Below are 16,812 nucleotides of genomic sequence, written 5' to 3' on the forward strand. Positions count from 1 at the left end.
AAGCAATAAAAATCATAAACTTATGGTATAGAATGGCGTTCTGTTTGTATTTTCAGGCGGGATGTCTGAGATTGAGTGCAAAATGATTTGCATTTTGCAAAATGTGTCACTGCAGATCGCATTTTTGTAGCAAAACGGCAGTAATTGATAAAAGATCAACCACGCTCCTAGTCAGAGCGTGGTGAATGTTAGGCAGGCTTACTCTACAGTAACGGCTTTCGCAAGGTTACGAGGTTGGTCGACGTCCGTGCCTTTAATCAAGGCCACATGATACGACAATTGCTGCATCGGGATGGTGTAGAACACAGGAGCAATGATGTCATCCACGTGTGGCATGGCGATGATGTTCATCCCCTCTTCTGGTGTAAAGCCGGCATCTTGATCGGCAAACACATACAGTTGACCACCACGAGCACGGACTTCTTCGATATTGGATTTAAGCTTTTCCAACAGCTCATTGTTCGGTGCAATCACAATCACTGGCATGTCGGCATCAATCAGCGCCAGTGGGCCGTGCTTTAGCTCACCAGCGGCATAAGCCTCAGCGTGAATGTAAGAGATTTCTTTTAGCTTTAGCGCAGCTTCTACAGCAATCGGATAAAACTCACCACGCCCTAAGAACAGTGAGTGATGCTTGTCAGCAAAGTCTTCCGCCAGTTGCTCAATGGCTTTATCAAAGGTCAGGGCTTGCTCGATACTTGAAGGCAGATGATGCAAGGCATCGACAATCTCACGCTCTTTTTCGTATCCGATGGTGCCCTGCATTTTACCCAGTGCAGTGACCAGCATCAGCAGGGCAGAAAGCTGGGTGGTGAAGGCTTTGGTCGATGCGACACCGATTTCTGCGCCCGCGCGCGTCATAAAGGCCAGATCGGATTCACGTACCAACGAGGAGCCCGCCACGTTGCAGATGGTCATGGTGGCCATATAGCCACGCTCTTTGGCCAAACGCAGCGCTGCTAGCGTATCTGCGGTCTCACCAGACTGCGATAAGGTGATCAGTACACTGTTCGGACGGGTGACAAACTGGCGATAGCGAAACTCTGACGCGATTTCCACATCACAGCTTATCCCTGCCAGCGATTCAAACCAATAACGCGCCACCATGCCCGCATTATAGGAGGTACCACAGGCAATGATTTGAATATGCTGCGCTTTAGCAAGAATATCGCTAGCACCGTTACCAATCGCATCCACAATCACATGATCGTTGCCCAAACGCCCTTCCATGGTATTGGTAAGCGCAGTCGGTTGCTCGTAAATCTCTTTTTGCATGTAATGGCGATATTGGCCTTTGTCCGCCGCGTCGTACTGGGCGCTTGCTTCATGCACCTCTCGCTCAACAGGCGTACCTTCTTGGTTGTAAATCACCACTTCACGACGACTAATATCTGCCACATCGCCTTCTTCAAGGTAGATAAAGCGACGGGTAACATTGAGCAGCGCTAGCTGATCAGAGGCGAGAAAGTTTTCTCCCACACCCAGGCCAATCACCAACGGGCTGCCTGAACGAGCCGCAATCAAACGCTCAGGTTGGTTTTTGTCCATCACCACAGTGCCATACGCGCCTTCAAGCTGACTGACAGTGCGCTGGAAAGCGGCGAGGAGATCACCACATTGACGACGCTCCCAATCAACGAGGTGAGCAATCACTTCGGTATCAGTTTGGGAGTGGAATTGATAACCACGCGTTTGCAATTGTTCGCGCAAGCTGTGGTGATTTTCGATAATGCCGTTATGCACAATGGCAATATCATCGCCTGACATGTGTGGGTGCGCATTGGCTTCGCTTGGCTCACCGTGCGTAGCCCAGCGCGTGTGCGCAATCCCTGTGCCTCCCGCAGGGTTGGCGTCAGCCACTGCGTCCGCAAGCGCCGCTACTTTACCCAGTCGGCGTAAACGCGTCATCTGCCCGCTTGTTGTATCGGTGATGGCGACCCCTGCTGAGTCGTATCCGCGATATTCTAAGCGACGTAAGCCTTCAACCAGAATTTCTGCCACATCACGCTGCGCCACAGCGCCTACAATTCCACACATAGTGAGTCCTTATACATTGTCTACACAGATAACGTCTGTGCCGGTTTGTTCTATCGCGCGCCGAGTGTCTTCATCCAACGCATTATCAGTGATCAAGGTGTCGATACTGGACCACGCAAGCTCCAAGTTAGGGATCCGACGGCCAATTTTTTCAGACTCGATCATCACCACCACCTCTCGCGCGACTTCCGCCATCACCCGAGTCAGGCCCGTCATCTCGTTAAAGGTGGTCGTCCCGCGCGCCACATCAATGCCGTCAGCGCCCACAAAAAGCTGGTCAAAGTCGTACGCACGTAAGGTTTGTTCTGCCACTTGGCCTTGAAACGATTCAGAATGGGTATCCCAAGTGCCGCCCGTCATCAGCAGCGTTGGCTCGTGTTCGAGTTCACGAATGGCATTGGCCACCTGGAGTGAGTTAGTCATCACCACTAGGCCACGCTTTTTATCCAATAAAGGGATCAAAGCGGCGGTGGTCGTGCCACTGTCGACCACAATACGGTTGTGGTCCCGAATGCGCGCAGCGGCGGCATCGGCGATGCTTTGCTTTTGTTTCGAAACTTTGACGGCTTGTTCCGAGACCATTTCTTGCGGCACAGGCACCGCTCCGCCATAACGGCGCAGCAACAGGCCATTTTTTTCTAGCTCGGCAAGATCCTTACGGATAGTCACTTCTGACGTTTCAAAGCGTTGAGAGAGTTCGTCAACGCTGACGCTGCCCTGCTCGGTAAGCAAGGTAACGATGGTATGACGACGCTGTTGCGTGTTTCGTTTCGACATGTAACCTACCAACTTTCGTTTCGAAACTTATGGTAGTGAAAACACATCAAAGATCAAGAAAAGAACACAAAAAGTGACGAGAAATAAGCGGATAAACAAGAAATAACAAAAAAGCCCGCCAGCAACAGCTGATGGGCTTCTAAGATGGTGCGGAAGGAGAGACTTGAACTCTCACACCTTGCGGCGCCAGAACCTAAATCTGGTGCGTCTACCAATTCCGCCACTTCCGCATATTTTTATGATAACTCAGCGGGCGGGCTGAGTACCAATTTTCTTGGTGCGGGGGGAGGGACTTGAACCCTCACGTCCTTTCGGACACTAGCACCTGAAGCTAGCGCGTCTACCAATTCCGCCACCGCCGCAAACCGGTGTGATTTACCGCTTTTGGCGACAAATCGAAAAGAATGGTGGCTACGACGGGATTCGAACCTGTGACCCCATCATTATGAGTGATGTGCTCTAACCAACTGAGCTACGTAGCCAACCTAAAGTGGCTGGGGTACCAGGATTCGAACCTGGGAATGACGGGATCAAAACCCGTTGCCTTACCGCTTGGCGATACCCCAACTTAGTCATGCCGCTTTACGCCACATGCTTTCAAATAATGGTGCGGAAGGAGAGACTTGAACTCTCACACCTTGCGGCGCCAGAACCTAAATCTGGTGCGTCTACCAATTCCGCCACTTCCGCATTCCAAGTTGTTCATCTCACTTCATGGTAGTTGAAGAAAGATGGCGCGTCCGGGAGGATTCGAACCTCCGACCGCCTGGTTCGTAGCCAGGTACTCTATCCAGCTGAGCTACGGACGCGTTGGCTGGGGTACCAGGATTCGAACCTGGGAATGACGGGATCAAAACCCGTTGCCTTACCGCTTGGCGATACCCCAACTGAGGCGCGTATACTAGGCTGGTTTTTATCGGGAGTCAACACCTGATTTTACCAACCGCGCAAGTTTTAGCCGCTTGCGTGAAAAAGCCGTTGATACGCGCTCAACAGACAGTGATTTTACTGTTTTTTCGGCCGTTGCCAAGCCTCAATTGTCCTTGGTTTAGCGCGAGTGATGATAAGTTGACCATCGGAGACATCTTTGCTGATGGTACTACCGGCTCCGACGGTCACCCCTTCGCCAATCACCACAGGTGCCACCAGCTGAGAGTCTGAGCCGATAAAGGCATTGTCTTTAATCACGGTTTTATGTTTATTGGCGCCATCGTAATTGCAGGTGATCACCCCAGCACCAATATTCACGCCGCGTCCCACCTCTGTATCACCCAGATAAGTCAAGTGGTTGGCTTTCGACCCTTCCCCTAAGCGAGACTTTTTCATTTCCACAAAGTTACCGACATGCGCATCGCGAGCTAGTTCGGCCCCCGGACGCAACCGCGTAAACGGACCGACTGTGCACTCTTCACCAACGCTGGCCCCTTCAATGACGCTGTACGGGCGCACTAAAGTATTGTCATCAATCTCACAATCAATCAGCACACTGCCAGCACCGATGGTCACGTTATCCCCTAAGGTGACATTGCCTTCGATAATCACGTTGGCGTCAATGGTGACATCCAGCCCACATTGCAGTTGGCCACGCAAATCAAAGCGCGTAGGGTCGATGAGCATCACGCCACTAAGCAATAACTGTTCAGCCTGCATTTTTTGATATTCCCGCTCAAGGCGTGAAAGTTGCAGGCGATTATTGACCCCTTCAACTTCAATCGCATTCACAGGGTGCACAGCTTGAATCGTACGGCCTTGTTGATGGGCCAGCGCAATCACATCGGTGAGATAAAACTCACCTTGCGCGTTATTGTTATCAAGCTGCGATAACCAGTGACGCAAGTCACGTCCAGTCGCCACCAGCACACCGGTATTGATTTCAGTGATGGCAAGCTGGCTATCAGTGGCATCTTTTTGCTCAACAATCGCGACCACTTCCCCGTTTTCACGCACAATACGGCCATAACCGGTCGGATCGTTTTGATGCACCGTTAATAGACCAATCCCGCCTTCAGGCTGTCCTTCAAGCAAACGGGTTAAGGTTTGCTCTGAAATCAAAGGCACGTCGCCATACAGCACCAAAACCTGCTCATCATCACGAAAATGCGGCGCCGCCTGCTGTACCGCATGACCAGTCCCCAATTGCTCTGCTTGCAAACACCAGTTCACATCGCTATCAGCAAGCACCTGCTTCATGGTATCGCCACCATGACCATAAACCAGATGAATCGACGCGGCGCCTAGCCCTTGGCAAGTGTCAATCACATGTTTCACCATAGGTTTACCGGCGAGAGTATGAAGCACTTTGGGGGTATTAGAATACATACGCGTGCCTTTTCCGGCCGCAAGAATTACTGCACTGTATTGCATAGTCTTTCCGTGATAAGAGAGATGAGTTGTCTATGATATTGCGCTTAGTGTAACGCGTTTTGGCTTGCGAGCGAATCGCCGCCGAAAAAGTACACTCGTACAGGCAATAAAAAAGCGACGCCAACGCGTCGCTTTTATTTCACCGTGAGCGCCTGATTAACGCTTATGCTTGGTCAGCTCGATCACTCGAAGCTTCGCAATCGCCTTAGCCAGGTCACTGGCCGCCTGAGCAAAGTCGATGTCACCGTGCTGATTATGGATTCGCTCCTCAGCGCGGCGCTTCGCTTCTTCTGCCTTGGCTTGGTCTAGCTCTTCACCCCGAATTGCCGTATCAGCCAACACAGTCACTGTGCCAGGCTGTACTTCAAGGGTACCGCCAGAAAGATAAATAATCTCTTCGCTACCGCCTAGTTTGACGATGCGAACCATACCAGGCGTGATAGCGGTCAGCAGCGGTGTGTGTCCTGCGTGAATACCCAGTTCACCTTCGCTACCGGTCACCTGAATGTGCTCGGCACGGCCAGAGAACAATTGTCGCTCTGCGCTGACCACATCCAGATGGAAGGTTATCGCTGCCATATCGCCTCCTACTCAAGCCTTACAGGTTTTTCGCTTTTTCGAGCACTTCGTCGATGTTACCGCAGTACAGGAATGCCTGTTCTGGGATATCGTCGTACTCACCACTGAGCAGGCCTTTGAAGCTTGCAATGGTATCTTTCAGCGAAACATAGACACCTGGTTGGCCGGTGAAGACTTCTGCAACGTGGTAAGGCTGAGTCAAGAAGCGCTCAATCTTACGTGCACGTGCAACGGTCAGTTTGTCGTCTTCAGACAACTCGTCCATACCCAGGATGGCAATGATGTCTTTCAGCTCTTTATAGCGCTGAAGCACAGACTGTACGCCACGTGCCACATCATAGTGGTCCTGACCAACCACCAATGGGTCCAACATACGCGATGTTGAGTCCAATGGGTCGATCGCTGGGTACATACCCATAGACGCGATGTTACGTGACAGAACAACGGTTGCATCCAAGTGAGCAAACGTGGTTGCTGGTGACGGGTCAGTCAAGTCATCCGCAGGCACGTAAACCGCCTGTACCGAGGTGATAGAACCGGTACGGGTTGAGGTAATACGCTCTTGCAGCACACCCATCTCTTCAGCCAGTGTTGGCTGGTAACCTACTGCCGATGGCATACGACCCAACAGGGCGGATACTTCAGTACCGGCAAGGGTATAACGATAGATGTTATCGATGAACAGCAGTACGTCACGGCCGTCATCACGGAATTTTTCCGCCATGGTCAAACCGGTCAGTGCAACACGCAGGCGGTTACCTGGTGGCTCGTTCATCTGACCATATACCATGGCCACTTTTGACTCTTCGGGCTTCTCAATGTTTACAACACCCGCTTCCTGCATCTCGTAGTAGAAGTCGTTACCCTCACGAGTACGCTCACCTACACCAGCGAATACAGACAGACCTGAGTGTTGCAGTGCGATGTTGTTGATAAGCTCCATCATGTTAACGGTCTTACCGACACCCGCACCACCAAACAGACCGATTTTACCGCCTTTCGCAAACGGACAGATAAGGTCGATAACCTTTACACCCGTTTCCAAAAGCTCAGTCGCGCTTGACTGTTCTTCGTAGCTTGGCGCTTCACGGTGGATAGAGTAACGCTCTTTCTCACCGATATCGCCACGCTCATCAATCGCATCACCCAGCACGTTGACGATACGGCCGAGGGTTTCTTCACCCACAGGGACTTCGATTGATTTACCTGTATTTTCTACTTCGATTCCACGACGTAGACCATCAGATGAGCCCATAGCAATGGCACGGACTACGCCACCACCTAGCTGCTGCTGAACTTCCAGCACCAGACGCTCGCCTTCACGTTTCACATTCAACGCATCATATACCTGAGGTACTGCGTCTTGTGGAAACTCTACGTCGACTACCGCACCGATGATCTGAACGATCTTACCTGTAGCCATCGTTATTCCTCTAAACTAGTTCGTTAACCCTTGCCTTTACACCGCGCTTGCGCCAGAAACAATTTCTGACAGCTCTTGGGTGATCGCAGCCTGACGGGCTTTGTTGTAGACCAATTGCAGATCATCAATCAGATTCCCTGCATTATCAGTCGCAGCTTTCATCGCCACCATACGTGCCGCTTGCTCACTGGCGAGGTTCTCAACCACACCTTGATACACCTGTGATTCCGCATAACGGACCAATAGGGTATCGAGCAACGGCTTTGGCTCAGGCTCATAGATATAATCCCAAGCATGGCTGCGCTGCATTTCCTCGTCGTCTGACTTTGGCAAAGGCAGCAATTGATCGATCACTGGGGTCTGCACCATGGTGTTCTCAAACTTATTGAAAACCAAGTACAAGCGGTCCAGCTCACCTTCATCATATTTTTTCAGCATCACCCCAACGGTACCGATGAGGTCTTCCAGTGCTGGGGTATCACCCAGACCAGACACTTGCGCCACTACATTACCGCCGTAGCTGTTGAAGAAAGCTGTCGCTTTAGCGCCCACTAAGGCTAAATCAATCTCAGCCCCTTTTTGGGTCCAGCTTTCCATGTCACTGATAGCGCTTTTGAACATATTGATGTTCAAGCCACCACACAGCCCACGGTCTGTAGAAATGATGATGTAACCAACGCGCTTGGCTTCCCGCTCTTCCAAATAAGGATGGCGGTACTCCAAGTTACCCAGTGCAAGATGACCGATCACTTTGCGCATAGTGACAGCGTATGGACGTGACGACTCCATGGCTTCTTGCGTTTTACGCATTTTGGAGGCTGCCACCATTTCCATCGCTTTAGTGATCTTCTGTGTGTTTTTCACACTTCCGATCTTATTACGAATCTCTTTTGCGCCGGCCATAGTTACTCTCCGTTAGTGGGTGACCACCTGAGTGGTCACCTACGTTTTACCAAGTCTGGGTCGCTTTGAAATCTTCCAACAGCTTTTTCAGCTGTGCTTCAACTTCATCGTTATAAGCACCAGACTCATCGATCTGAGCCGCTAGGTCAGCGTACTGACTCTTAGCAAAGGCCAGCAGAGAGCGCTCAAAATCACCGATTTTGTTCAACTCAACGTCTGCTAGGAAGCCTTTTTCCGCAGCGAAAATCACCAGCGCCTGCTCAAACACAGACATAGGTGCATATTGCATCTGCTTCATCAGCTCGGTCACTTTCTGACCGTGGTCCAATTGCTTCTTAGTAGCGTCATCCAGATCGGAAGAGAACTGAGCGAACGCCGCAAGTTCACGATACTGTGCAAGCGCGGTACGAATACCACCAGACAGTTTTTTCATGATCTTGGTTTGCGCAGAACCACCAACACGCGATACCGAAATACCTGGGTCAACCGCTGGACGGATACCTGCGTTAAACAGCTCAGTTTGCAGGAAGATCTGACCATCAGTGATCGAGATAACGTTGGTCGGTACGAATGCAGATACGTCACCGGCTTGGGTTTCAATGATAGGGAGTGCGGTCAACGAACCGGTTTTTCCTTTCACTTCACCCTTAGTGAACTGCTCAACATAGTGCGCATTAACACGTGCCGCACGTTCTAGAAGACGTGAGTGCAAGTAGAAAACGTCACCTGGGAAAGCTTCACGGCCTGGTGGACGACGTAGCAGCAGCGAGATCTGACGATATGCAACAGCCTGCTTAGACAGGTCATCGTAAACAATCAGAGCATCTTCACCGCGGTCACGGAAGTACTCACCCATTGCACAACCCGCGTAAGGCGCGAGGTATTGCAATGCTGCTGCTTCAGACGCTGAAGCCACCACCACAATGGTGTTTTTCAGTGCGTCATGCTCTTCCAGTTTGCGCACTACGTTCGCAATGGTCGACGCTTTTTGGCCGATCGCAACGTAGATAGAGTAAATACCAGAATCTTTCTGGTTGATGATGGCATCGATCGCCAGCGCGGTTTTACCGGTTTGGCGGTCACCGATGATCAGCTCACGCTGACCACGGCCGATTGGGATCATCGAGTCAACCGCTTTATAGCCGGTTTGAACAGGTTGATCGACCGATTGACGTGCGATAACACCAGGGGCAATCACTTCGACTGGCGAAGTGGTTTTGGTTTCGATCGGACCTTTACCGTCGATCGGCTCACCCAGCGTATTCACAACGCGACCCAGAAGTTCAGGGCCAGTCGGGACTTCAAGAATGCGACCTGTACCGGTCACTTTCATGCCTTCTTGCAGGTCCGCATAAGGACCCATCACAACCGCACCCACTGAGTCACGCTCAAGGTTCAATGCAAGTGCATAGCGGTTGCCAGGCAGTTCAATCATTTCACCTTGCATAGCATCAGCAAGGCCGTGGATGCGAATGATACCGTCGCTGACTGACACGATGGTACCTTCGTTACGCGCTTCACTTACAACGTCGAATTTCTCGATACGCTGCTTGATCAGATCGCTTATTTCCGTGGAATTAAGTTGCATGCTCCAATTCCCCAAATCAAGACTGCAATGCATCGCTCAGACGGCGCATACGGCCGCTTACTGAGTTATCGATGACCAAGTCTCCAGCTCGAATAACAACCCCGGCAACCAGGGCTTCGTCTACACTACAGTTCAGCTTTACTTTGCGCTCAAGACGCGCGGCGAGCTTGTCACTGATGGCTTGTTGTTGCTCTTCGGAAAGAGCCGTCGCTGAAATCACTTGGACTTCCGCTTCTTTTTCCAGATCGCGGCGCATGGCCAGGAACTGTTCACAAACCTCAGGCAGGGCTTTTAGGCGCTGGTTCTCTGCCATTACCTTAATCAGGTTCTGGCCGAACGTGTTGAGCTGATCGCCACCAACTGCGATAAATAATTCCGCTAACTTGTCAGCGGAATAAGAGGCGTCCAGCATATGTTGGACGCGCTCATCACGGGCGATCTCAGCAGTAAAGGCGAGCATTTCTGCCCATTGGGACAGCTCGCCTTTTTCTACCGCAAAATCAAAGGCTGCTTTCGCGTAGGGGCGAGCGATTGTTGTCAGTTCAGACATTGCTGCCCCTCCTTATTACAGTTCTGCAGTGATTTTATCGAGAAGATCTTTATGGGCATTCTCATCAATAGAACGCTCAATAATTTTCTCGGCACCAATAACAGCGAGCGATGCAACTTGCTTACGCAGCTCATCGCGAGCACGGTTACGCTCTGCTTCCAACTCGGCTTTACCCTGATTCAGGATATTGTCGCGCTCAGCAGCCGCTTCAGCACGCGCCTCGTCGAGGATTTGTGCTTTGCGTTTGTTCGCCTGCTCGATGATGTCAGTTGCAGCGCGCTTCGCTTCTTTCATTTGCTCAGAAGCATTTGCCTGGGCCAAATCCAGGTCTTTGGCAGCACGATCTGCCGCCGCGAGTCCGTCAGCAATTTTCTTCTGACGCTCCTCAATCGCTTGCATCAATGGTGGCCATACATATTTCATGCAGAACCACACAAAGATTGTGAATGCGATTGCCTGGCCTAGCAGAGTTGCGTTGATATTCACAACAGCGCCTCCTTAATCATTAGCTAAAGGGTCTGTTCAGCTACTAGCCAGATTACAGTTGACCTACAAATGGGTTCGCGAAAGTGAACAGCAGTGCGATTACGATACCGATCATTGGTACGGCGTCCAGAAGACCCGCGATGATGAACATCTTCACTTGCAGCATAGGAGCCATCTCAGGTTGACGTGCTGCACCTTCAAGGAATTTACCACCCAGCAGGGCGAAACCAATCGCAGTACCTAGGGAAGCAAGACCTACAATGATGCCCACGGCAATTGCAGAAAAGCTCAATAAAGTTTCCATCACTATCTCCAGTTTTCGTTGTCGGCGTAAACGCCAATAATGACTAACAAATTGCTTACTAACTAAAAAATGTCATCAATGATCTGAGTCTTCGTGTGCCTGCGAGAGATACACGATGGTCAACATCATAAAGACAAAGGCTTGAATTGTAATGACTAGAATGTGGAAGATTGCCCACGGCACAGAACCCAGCCATTGCGCCCACCACGGCAGCAATGCCGCGATAAGAATAAATACCACCTCACCGGCAAACATGTTACCGAACAGACGCATCCCAAGAGAAATCGGTTTCGCCAGCAGCGAGACGACTTCCAACAGGAGGTTGAACGGGATCATGATAGGGTGATTGAACGGGTGCAGAGCCAGCTCTTTTGCAAAGCCGCCTAGGCCCTTAATCTTGATGCTGTAGAAAATCATCAAGAAGAACACGCCCAGCGCCATCGCAAGGGTGATATTTACGTCTGCAGTTGGCACTACTTTCAAGTAAGGAATGCCTAACCAATGTTCCGCTGGATACGGTAGAAAATCGATGGGGATTAAGTCCATCGTATTCATCAGGAATATCCAAACGAAGATAGTCAGGGCCAAAGGTGCAATCAGTGGATTTCGTCCGTGGAAGGTTTCGCGAACGTTATCATCAACGAACTCAACCAAAATCTCGACGAAGCACTGAAACTTACCTGGGACACCTGTCGATGCTTTCTTTGCCACCGATCGGAAGATGCCTAGGAAGACGATACCGATGAGGACAGAGAAAAACAGGCTATCAATGTGAACCGCCCAAAATCCTTCACCCACTGACAAATTAGTCAGGTGGTGAGTGATGTAGCTAGACGGTGTAAGCGCATCACCTGACGCAGCCATAACTCATCCTATTTGTTGTTGTTAATGAATAAAACTGGCGCGAGGATGTTAATCCCTAATGCCAGCAAATAGGCCAGTTTGAGGGGAACGAGTTCCACCTCGATATACAGGTAAGCAAGGACAAACAGGACGACGGTCAGTGAAATTTTTAACACTTCACCGCTGAAGAAGGACGCGACTACAAATTTTGCAGCTCTTGCCCCACTAAAAAGGAAAGCACACGACGCAAATGCAGCATTGGCAATCACAAAGATGCCGCCGCCGATCAGCGCGGATTTTCCCCAGTCGACATTGATAGCGAGTGCCATCACGCTTGCCGTTGCTAATACGACGCCAGCTTGCAAAAGCACCAATTTTGTCGCGATAACACGACCCGGCCGCGCGAGCGTCGATACCATGTATTTGTTCCTCGATTCCGTTCCACTTAGCACTGTTGCCGTGCTGGGAAAACAGCGAAAATTATACGTTTCACCCCAGCTAATGCAATCGCATCGATGTAAAAAAGCGGGGAAAATTTTACAACAGAGTAACCTGATCACAGTAAGCGCTTTTATGTAACAAAAAGCGAATGGCACGGGTCACACTTCTTCGTCGAAAATTGCAAGAATTTGCGCTAACTTGTCAGATTCTTCGAAATTGATCACCAATTTACCACTACCATTTTTCTGTTGTGTTAATGCCACTTTCACCCCAAGCTTGTCGCCGAGGCGCTGCTGCAGTGCCTCTACTTCAGGTGATAATTCTGGCCTTTTCGCTTCAACTTGCGGTGAAAGCATTTTTTTCACCAGTTTCTCTATCTGGCGGACGGTCATTTTTTTGTTGACGGCAGTCAGTGCCGCATCAATTTGCGCGTCTCCTTCCAACGCCAGCAGGGCACGTGCGTGGCCCATCTCGAGTTGTTTGTTAAGCAGCAGTTGTTTTACCCCAGACTCTAACCCATTCAAGCGCAATAAATTGCTGATGGTGGTGCGAGATTTACCGAGCGATTCAGCCAGTTGCTGGTGGGTGAGTGAGAAGTCATTGACCAAGCGTTCGAGCGCTTGAGCTTCTTCCATCGCGTTCAAGTTTTCGCGTTGGATATTTTCAATCAACGCCACCGCACTGGCGACTTTGTCACTCATCTCACGGACCAAGCAGGGCACTTTGGCTAAACCGGCTTGCTTTGCTGCTCGCCAGCGACGTTCGCCAGCAATAATTTCGTACTGCCCGTTTTCTGCGTGGCGAACCACGAGGGGCTGAATAATACCTTGAGCGCGAATGGATTCGGTTAACTCTTCCAGCGCCTCTTCCGCCATATCTTGGCGTGGCTGGTACAGACCCGGCACCAACGCCGATACGGATAATTGCTGCAATTCACTATTGCTCGCATCGGTGGATTCAGGTTCGGATGTATAACGAGACTGAGCTTGTGCACTGGTCGCCAATAAGGCATCCAGGCCCTTTCCAAGACCGCGTTTCGCTGAATTCATTGTGTTCCTCAGGCATTGACAGCGTCGGCAGAAGCGCGTGATTGCTCTTCTCGACGCAGAATTTCACCCGCAAGGGCTAGGTAGGCTTTGGCACCACTGGATAACTTGTCATAGTACATGGCGGGTCGGCCATGACTTGGCGCTTCCGCGAGCCGCACATTGCGGGGAATCACAGTACGATACACCTTATCACCGAAGTGTTTTTTGATCTGATCCGATACTTCGGTCGCTAATCGGTTTCTTGGGTCGTACATGGTGCGCAATACACCTTCAACATGAAGGTCGGCGTTCACGACGCTAGCCAGTTTACTGATGGTATCCATCAATGCAGTGAGCCCTTCCAACGCAAAATATTCACATTGCATGGGGACGAGTACCGAGTTTGCTGCGGTCATCGCATTGATGGTAAGGAGGTTCAAAGACGGGGGACAGTCGATAAAAATGTAATCGTAGCGTGCAACCACAGGCTCAAGCATGGTGCGTAGGCGCACTTCACGGGCAAATACTTCCATCAGCTTGATTTCTGCGGCAGTGACATCACCGTTCGCCGCAATCAGGTCATAGCCACCGGACGTATCGCTGACCACAACTTGTTCAAACGGGGCTTCTTCAACCAGTAGATCGTAGGCGGTGGCATGGACATCGTATTTATCCACACCACTGGCCATGGTCGCGTTCCCTTGTGGGTCAAGGTCGATAAGTAGCACCTTGCGATTAGTGGCTGCCAGCGATGCCGCTAAGTTGACACTCGTGGTGGTTTTACCCACACCGCCTTTTTGGTTTGCTACCGCGATAACTTTACCCACGTGCCTATGACCTCTACTCGTTAATCTTTGCTCTCAAGATTACTAGATGACGCGCCCCTTCCAATCCCGGCACCTTCAAAGCTTTGATATCGGTCACAGAACAATCAGTCGGCAGGGCATCTAGCTCCTGTTGGTCCACCTGTCCTTTCAAAGCGTAAAACAGCCCCCGCGCATGAGGGAGGTGATGGCACCAACTCACCATGTCATTCATCGACGCAAACGCGCGACTTAGCACACCATCAAACCCGGTTTCAGGGATAAACGCTTCGACACGGCTTTGTACCGGCGTGACATTGTCGATGCCAAGCTCGTGCAGCACTTGGCGAATAAAACGAATCCGCTTACCTAAGCTGTCGAGCAAGGTGAACTGTTTATCTGGGTTGGCGATGGCCAAAGGGATCCCGGGCAAACCTGGTCCTGTCCCGACATCGATAAAGCGTTCACCTTCCAAGTGTGGTGATACTACCAAGCTATCAAGGATATGTTTCACCACCATGTCTTCTGGGCGACGAACCGAGGTTAAGTTATAGGCTTTGTTCCACTTGTCGAGCAAGCCTACATAATCAAGCAGCTGCTGTTGTTGCGACGGAGAAAGCGCAAGGCCGGCTTTCGCCAGCCCTTGTTGAAGTTGCTGTTGCATTTAGGCTCCTTTTTTGAGCATGCCGTGCTTTTTCAAATGCACCAGCAAAATCGAAATAGCCGCCGGCGTGACACCTGAGATACGCGATGCTTTACCGATCGTTTCCGGACGCGCGTCTTGTAGCTTGCCACGTACTTCGTTTGAAAGGCCTTTGATCTGCATGTAATCAAGATCAAATGGGATCACTGTATTTTCATGGCGCTGAGACTTTTCGATCTCGTCTTGCTGACGTTCAATATAGCCGGCGTATTTCACTTGGATCTCAACTTGCTCGCTAGCTTGAACATCGTCATGCGCCGGACCAAAGGTCGGCAACGAGACGATATTTTCATAGCGTAGCTCTGGGCGACGGAGTAAATCTTCTCCGTTTGCTTCACGCGTCAGCGGTGTTTTTAGCATGGCATTAAGCGCATGGACATCGTCTGAGTGAGGATGAATCCAAGTACTACGCAGACGCTGACGCTCTTGCTCCATGTTTTCCATTTTTTGGTTGAAGCGAGCCCAGCGCACATCGTCTACTAGTCCCAGCTCTCGCCCTTTTTCGGTTAAGCGCATATCGGCGTTATCTTCACGCAACAGCAAACGGTACTCGGCGCGCGAGGTAAACATCCGGTAAGGCTCTTGGGTGCCCATGGTGGACAAGTCGTCAATCAACACGCCCATATAAGCTTGATCGCGACGTGGGCTCCATCCTTCTTTGCCTTGTGCTTGTAACGCGGCATTACAACCGGCCAACAACCCTTGTGCTGCAGCTTCTTCATAGCCGGTGGTGCCATTGATTTGTCCAGCAAAGAACAAACCGTGGATAAATTTGGTTTCCAGGGTGTGCTTGAGATCGCGCGGATCGAAGAAGTCATACTCAATCGCATAGCCTGGGCGGATCACGCGCGCATTCTCGAACCCTTTGATCGAGTGGATGATCCCCATTTGCACATCAAACGGCAAGCTGGTGGATATCCCATTTGGATACAGCTCAGTGCTGGTCAACCCTTCCGGCTCGACGAAAATTTGGTGTTTGTCTTTGTCCGCAAAACGCATCACCTTGTCTTCGATCGACGGGCAATAACGTGGGCCAATACCTTCAATCACCCCAGCATACATCGGGCTGCGATCAAGATTAGCGCGAATCACATCATGGGTTTTTTCATTGGTATAGGTGATGTAGCACGGAACTTGTTGTGGGTGCTCAGACACATCGCCTAAAAATGAAAACACCGGACATGGAGTATCACCATGTTGGGTTTGCATCACACTAAAATCGACCGAGCGGGCATCGATCCGCGGGGGAGTGCCGGTTTTTAGGCGATCCACCCGAAATGGCAAGGCACGTAAGCGATCCGCGAGTTTGTTTGACGGTGGATCCCCAGCACGACCGCCGGCATAGTTATCCAGTCCAATATGGATTTTACCGCCAAGGAAAGTTCCCACGGTCAAGACCACGGTAGTGGCACTGAATTTGAGCCCCATTTCGGTCTCGACGCCAGTGACACGATCTTGGTCGACGATCAAATCCACCACGGCTTGTTGGAACAGTGACAAATTTGGCGTGTTTTCAAGAGTATGACGAATGGCTGCCTTGTACAGTGCACGGTCTGCTTGAGCACGTGTCGCGCGTACCGCTGGACCTTTCGACGCATTGAGGATTCGAAATTGGATCCCACCTTTATCAATGGCTTGCGCCATCGCACCGCCTAACGCATCGATCTCTTTTACCAGGTGTCCTTTCCCGATCCCACCGATCGCTGGGTTGCACGACATTTGACCCAACGTATCAATGTTATGGGTCAATAACAGCGTTTTTTGGTTCATCCGTGCTGCGGCAAGTGCCGCTTCGGTACCAGCATGGCCACCACCAACAACGATGACGTCAAAGTGATCCTGGTAAAACATGATTAAAGCCTCAACCTGGGTAAGTGTGTGAGCATGAACTAAGCAAAAGGGGCGACATTCTAGCGCTTTTTCTGCCAACAGTGAACCAAACCTTGATCAAGATCGTCTCTGGGCGTTAGCTATATATAAATA

General features: G+C 50.8%; 16 protein-coding genes and 7 tRNA genes. All 23 read right to left on the reverse strand.

Features of this window, described 5'->3' with window-relative positions; translation table 11 throughout:
• Positions 1-198 precede the first annotated feature (198 nt).
• Complete coding sequence (glmS, locus tag BZG82_RS10850; RefSeq protein ID WP_077765838.1) at positions 199-2,037, reverse strand: glutamine--fructose-6-phosphate transaminase (isomerizing); 1,839 nt, start codon at positions 2,035-2,037, stop codon at positions 199-201.
• Positions 2,038-2,046: 9 nt separating this feature from the next.
• Positions 2,047-2,814, reverse strand: a complete 768-nt coding sequence (locus BZG82_RS10855) for a DeoR/GlpR family DNA-binding transcription regulator (protein WP_069590699.1) — start codon at positions 2,812-2,814, stop codon at positions 2,047-2,049.
• A gap of 145 nt (positions 2,815-2,959) precedes the next feature.
• Positions 2,960-3,044 (reverse strand) — tRNA-Leu (locus tag BZG82_RS10860).
• Positions 3,045-3,089: 45 nt separating this feature from the next.
• Positions 3,090-3,176: transfer RNA gene (locus BZG82_RS10865), tRNA-Leu, on the reverse strand.
• Positions 3,177-3,219: 43 nt separating this feature from the next.
• Positions 3,220-3,296 (reverse strand) — tRNA-Met (locus tag BZG82_RS10870).
• A gap of 9 nt (positions 3,297-3,305) precedes the next feature.
• A tRNA-Gln gene (locus BZG82_RS10875) sits at positions 3,306-3,380 on the reverse strand.
• A gap of 39 nt (positions 3,381-3,419) precedes the next feature.
• Positions 3,420-3,504, reverse strand: a tRNA-Leu gene (locus BZG82_RS10880).
• A 42-nt stretch (positions 3,505-3,546) separates the two neighbouring features.
• Positions 3,547-3,623 (reverse strand) — tRNA-Arg (locus tag BZG82_RS10885).
• Positions 3,624-3,625: 2 nt separating this feature from the next.
• A tRNA-Gln gene (locus tag BZG82_RS10890) sits at positions 3,626-3,700 on the reverse strand.
• 119 nt (positions 3,701-3,819) lie between these two features.
• On the reverse strand, positions 3,820-5,178 hold the full coding sequence (glmU, locus tag BZG82_RS10895) for a bifunctional UDP-N-acetylglucosamine diphosphorylase/glucosamine-1-phosphate N-acetyltransferase GlmU (RefSeq protein ID WP_077765839.1): 1,359 nt from the start codon (positions 5,176-5,178) through the stop codon (positions 3,820-3,822).
• Positions 5,179-5,334: 156 nt separating this feature from the next.
• A complete protein-coding gene (locus BZG82_RS10900) occupies positions 5,335-5,757 on the reverse strand; it encodes a F0F1 ATP synthase subunit epsilon (protein ID WP_077479883.1) in 423 nt (140 codons plus the stop codon).
• A 19-nt stretch (positions 5,758-5,776) separates the two neighbouring features.
• Positions 5,777-7,180, reverse strand: a complete 1,404-nt coding sequence (gene atpD / locus BZG82_RS10905; protein ID WP_069590705.1) for a F0F1 ATP synthase subunit beta — start codon at positions 7,178-7,180, stop codon at positions 5,777-5,779.
• A 36-nt stretch (positions 7,181-7,216) separates the two neighbouring features.
• Entirely contained in the window at positions 7,217-8,083 is an 867-nt protein-coding gene (gene atpG, locus BZG82_RS10910) for a F0F1 ATP synthase subunit gamma (RefSeq protein ID WP_077663428.1), read from the reverse strand.
• A 46-nt stretch (positions 8,084-8,129) separates the two neighbouring features.
• On the reverse strand, positions 8,130-9,671 hold the full coding sequence (gene atpA / locus BZG82_RS10915) for a F0F1 ATP synthase subunit alpha (protein ID WP_069590709.1): 1,542 nt from the start codon (positions 9,669-9,671) through the stop codon (positions 8,130-8,132).
• 16 nt (positions 9,672-9,687) lie between these two features.
• On the reverse strand, positions 9,688-10,221 hold the full coding sequence (gene atpH, locus BZG82_RS10920) for a F0F1 ATP synthase subunit delta (RefSeq protein WP_069590710.1): 534 nt from the start codon (positions 10,219-10,221) through the stop codon (positions 9,688-9,690).
• A gap of 15 nt (positions 10,222-10,236) precedes the next feature.
• A complete protein-coding gene (gene atpF, locus BZG82_RS10925; RefSeq protein WP_069590712.1) occupies positions 10,237-10,707 on the reverse strand; it encodes a F0F1 ATP synthase subunit B in 471 nt (156 codons plus the stop codon).
• A gap of 52 nt (positions 10,708-10,759) precedes the next feature.
• A complete protein-coding gene (gene atpE, locus BZG82_RS10930; protein WP_025672872.1) occupies positions 10,760-11,011 on the reverse strand; it encodes a F0F1 ATP synthase subunit C in 252 nt (83 codons plus the stop codon).
• 75 nt (positions 11,012-11,086) lie between these two features.
• A complete protein-coding gene (atpB, locus tag BZG82_RS10935; RefSeq protein ID WP_077479886.1) occupies positions 11,087-11,875 on the reverse strand; it encodes a F0F1 ATP synthase subunit A in 789 nt (262 codons plus the stop codon).
• Positions 11,876-11,883: 8 nt separating this feature from the next.
• Positions 11,884-12,273 (reverse strand): F0F1 ATP synthase subunit I, encoded by a 390-nt coding sequence (locus BZG82_RS10940; RefSeq protein WP_069590716.1) that lies wholly within the window; start codon positions 12,271-12,273, stop codon positions 11,884-11,886.
• Between the two features lie 180 nt (positions 12,274-12,453).
• Positions 12,454-13,344, reverse strand: coding sequence for a ParB/RepB/Spo0J family partition protein (locus tag BZG82_RS10945; protein WP_069590718.1), 891 nt, complete (start codon positions 13,342-13,344; stop codon positions 12,454-12,456).
• An 8-nt stretch (positions 13,345-13,352) separates the two neighbouring features.
• Positions 13,353-14,150, reverse strand: coding sequence for a ParA family protein (locus tag BZG82_RS10950; RefSeq protein WP_069590720.1), 798 nt, complete (start codon positions 14,148-14,150; stop codon positions 13,353-13,355).
• Between the two features lie 13 nt (positions 14,151-14,163).
• Positions 14,164-14,790, reverse strand: coding sequence for a 16S rRNA (guanine(527)-N(7))-methyltransferase RsmG (gene rsmG, locus BZG82_RS10955; RefSeq protein ID WP_077479887.1), 627 nt, complete (start codon positions 14,788-14,790; stop codon positions 14,164-14,166).
• Positions 14,791-16,680 carry a tRNA uridine-5-carboxymethylaminomethyl(34) synthesis enzyme MnmG gene (gene mnmG / locus BZG82_RS10960; RefSeq protein WP_077479888.1) on the reverse strand — a complete coding sequence of 630 codons (1,890 nt, stop codon included), beginning with the start codon at positions 16,678-16,680 and terminating at the stop codon, positions 14,791-14,793. It lies immediately after the preceding gene.
• Positions 16,681-16,812: the final 132 nt, after the last annotated feature.

Source organism: Salinivibrio sp. PR5, assembly GCF_001996085.1.
GTDB classification, from domain to species: Bacteria; Pseudomonadota; Gammaproteobacteria; order Enterobacterales; family Vibrionaceae; genus Salinivibrio; species Salinivibrio proteolyticus.

Excerpts from the sequence above, each read along its gene's own strand:
- glmS (WP_077765838.1), bottom strand. The coding sequence starts at position 2,037 with ATGTGTGGAATTGTAGGCGCTGTGGCGCAGCGTGATGTGGCAGAAATT.
- BZG82_RS10855 (WP_069590699.1), bottom strand. The coding sequence starts at position 2,814 with ATGTCGAAACGAAACACGCAACAGCGTCGTCATACCATCGTTACCTTG.
- glmU (WP_077765839.1), bottom strand. The coding sequence starts at position 5,178 with ATGCAATACAGTGCAGTAATTCTTGCGGCCGGAAAAGGCACGCGTATG.
- BZG82_RS10900 (WP_077479883.1), bottom strand. The coding sequence starts at position 5,757 with ATGGCAGCGATAACCTTCCATCTGGATGTGGTCAGCGCAGAGCGACAA.
- atpD (WP_069590705.1), bottom strand. The coding sequence starts at position 7,180 with ATGGCTACAGGTAAGATCGTTCAGATCATCGGTGCGGTAGTCGACGTA.
- atpG (WP_077663428.1), bottom strand. The coding sequence starts at position 8,083 with ATGGCCGGCGCAAAAGAGATTCGTAATAAGATCGGAAGTGTGAAAAAC.
- atpA (WP_069590709.1), bottom strand. The coding sequence starts at position 9,671 with ATGCAACTTAATTCCACGGAAATAAGCGATCTGATCAAGCAGCGTATC.
- atpH (WP_069590710.1), bottom strand. The coding sequence starts at position 10,221 with ATGTCTGAACTGACAACAATCGCTCGCCCCTACGCGAAAGCAGCCTTT.
- atpE (WP_025672872.1), bottom strand. The coding sequence starts at position 11,011 with ATGGAAACTTTATTGAGCTTTTCTGCAATTGCCGTGGGCATCATTGTA.
- atpB (WP_077479886.1), bottom strand. The coding sequence starts at position 11,875 with ATGGCTGCGTCAGGTGATGCGCTTACACCGTCTAGCTACATCACTCAC.
- BZG82_RS10940 (WP_069590716.1), bottom strand. The coding sequence starts at position 12,273 with ATGGTATCGACGCTCGCGCGGCCGGGTCGTGTTATCGCGACAAAATTG.
- BZG82_RS10945 (WP_069590718.1), bottom strand. The coding sequence starts at position 13,344 with ATGAATTCAGCGAAACGCGGTCTTGGAAAGGGCCTGGATGCCTTATTG.
- rsmG (WP_077479887.1), bottom strand. The coding sequence starts at position 14,790 with ATGCAACAGCAACTTCAACAAGGGCTGGCGAAAGCCGGCCTTGCGCTT.
- mnmG (WP_077479888.1), bottom strand. The coding sequence starts at position 16,680 with ATGTTTTACCAGGATCACTTTGACGTCATCGTTGTTGGTGGTGGCCAT.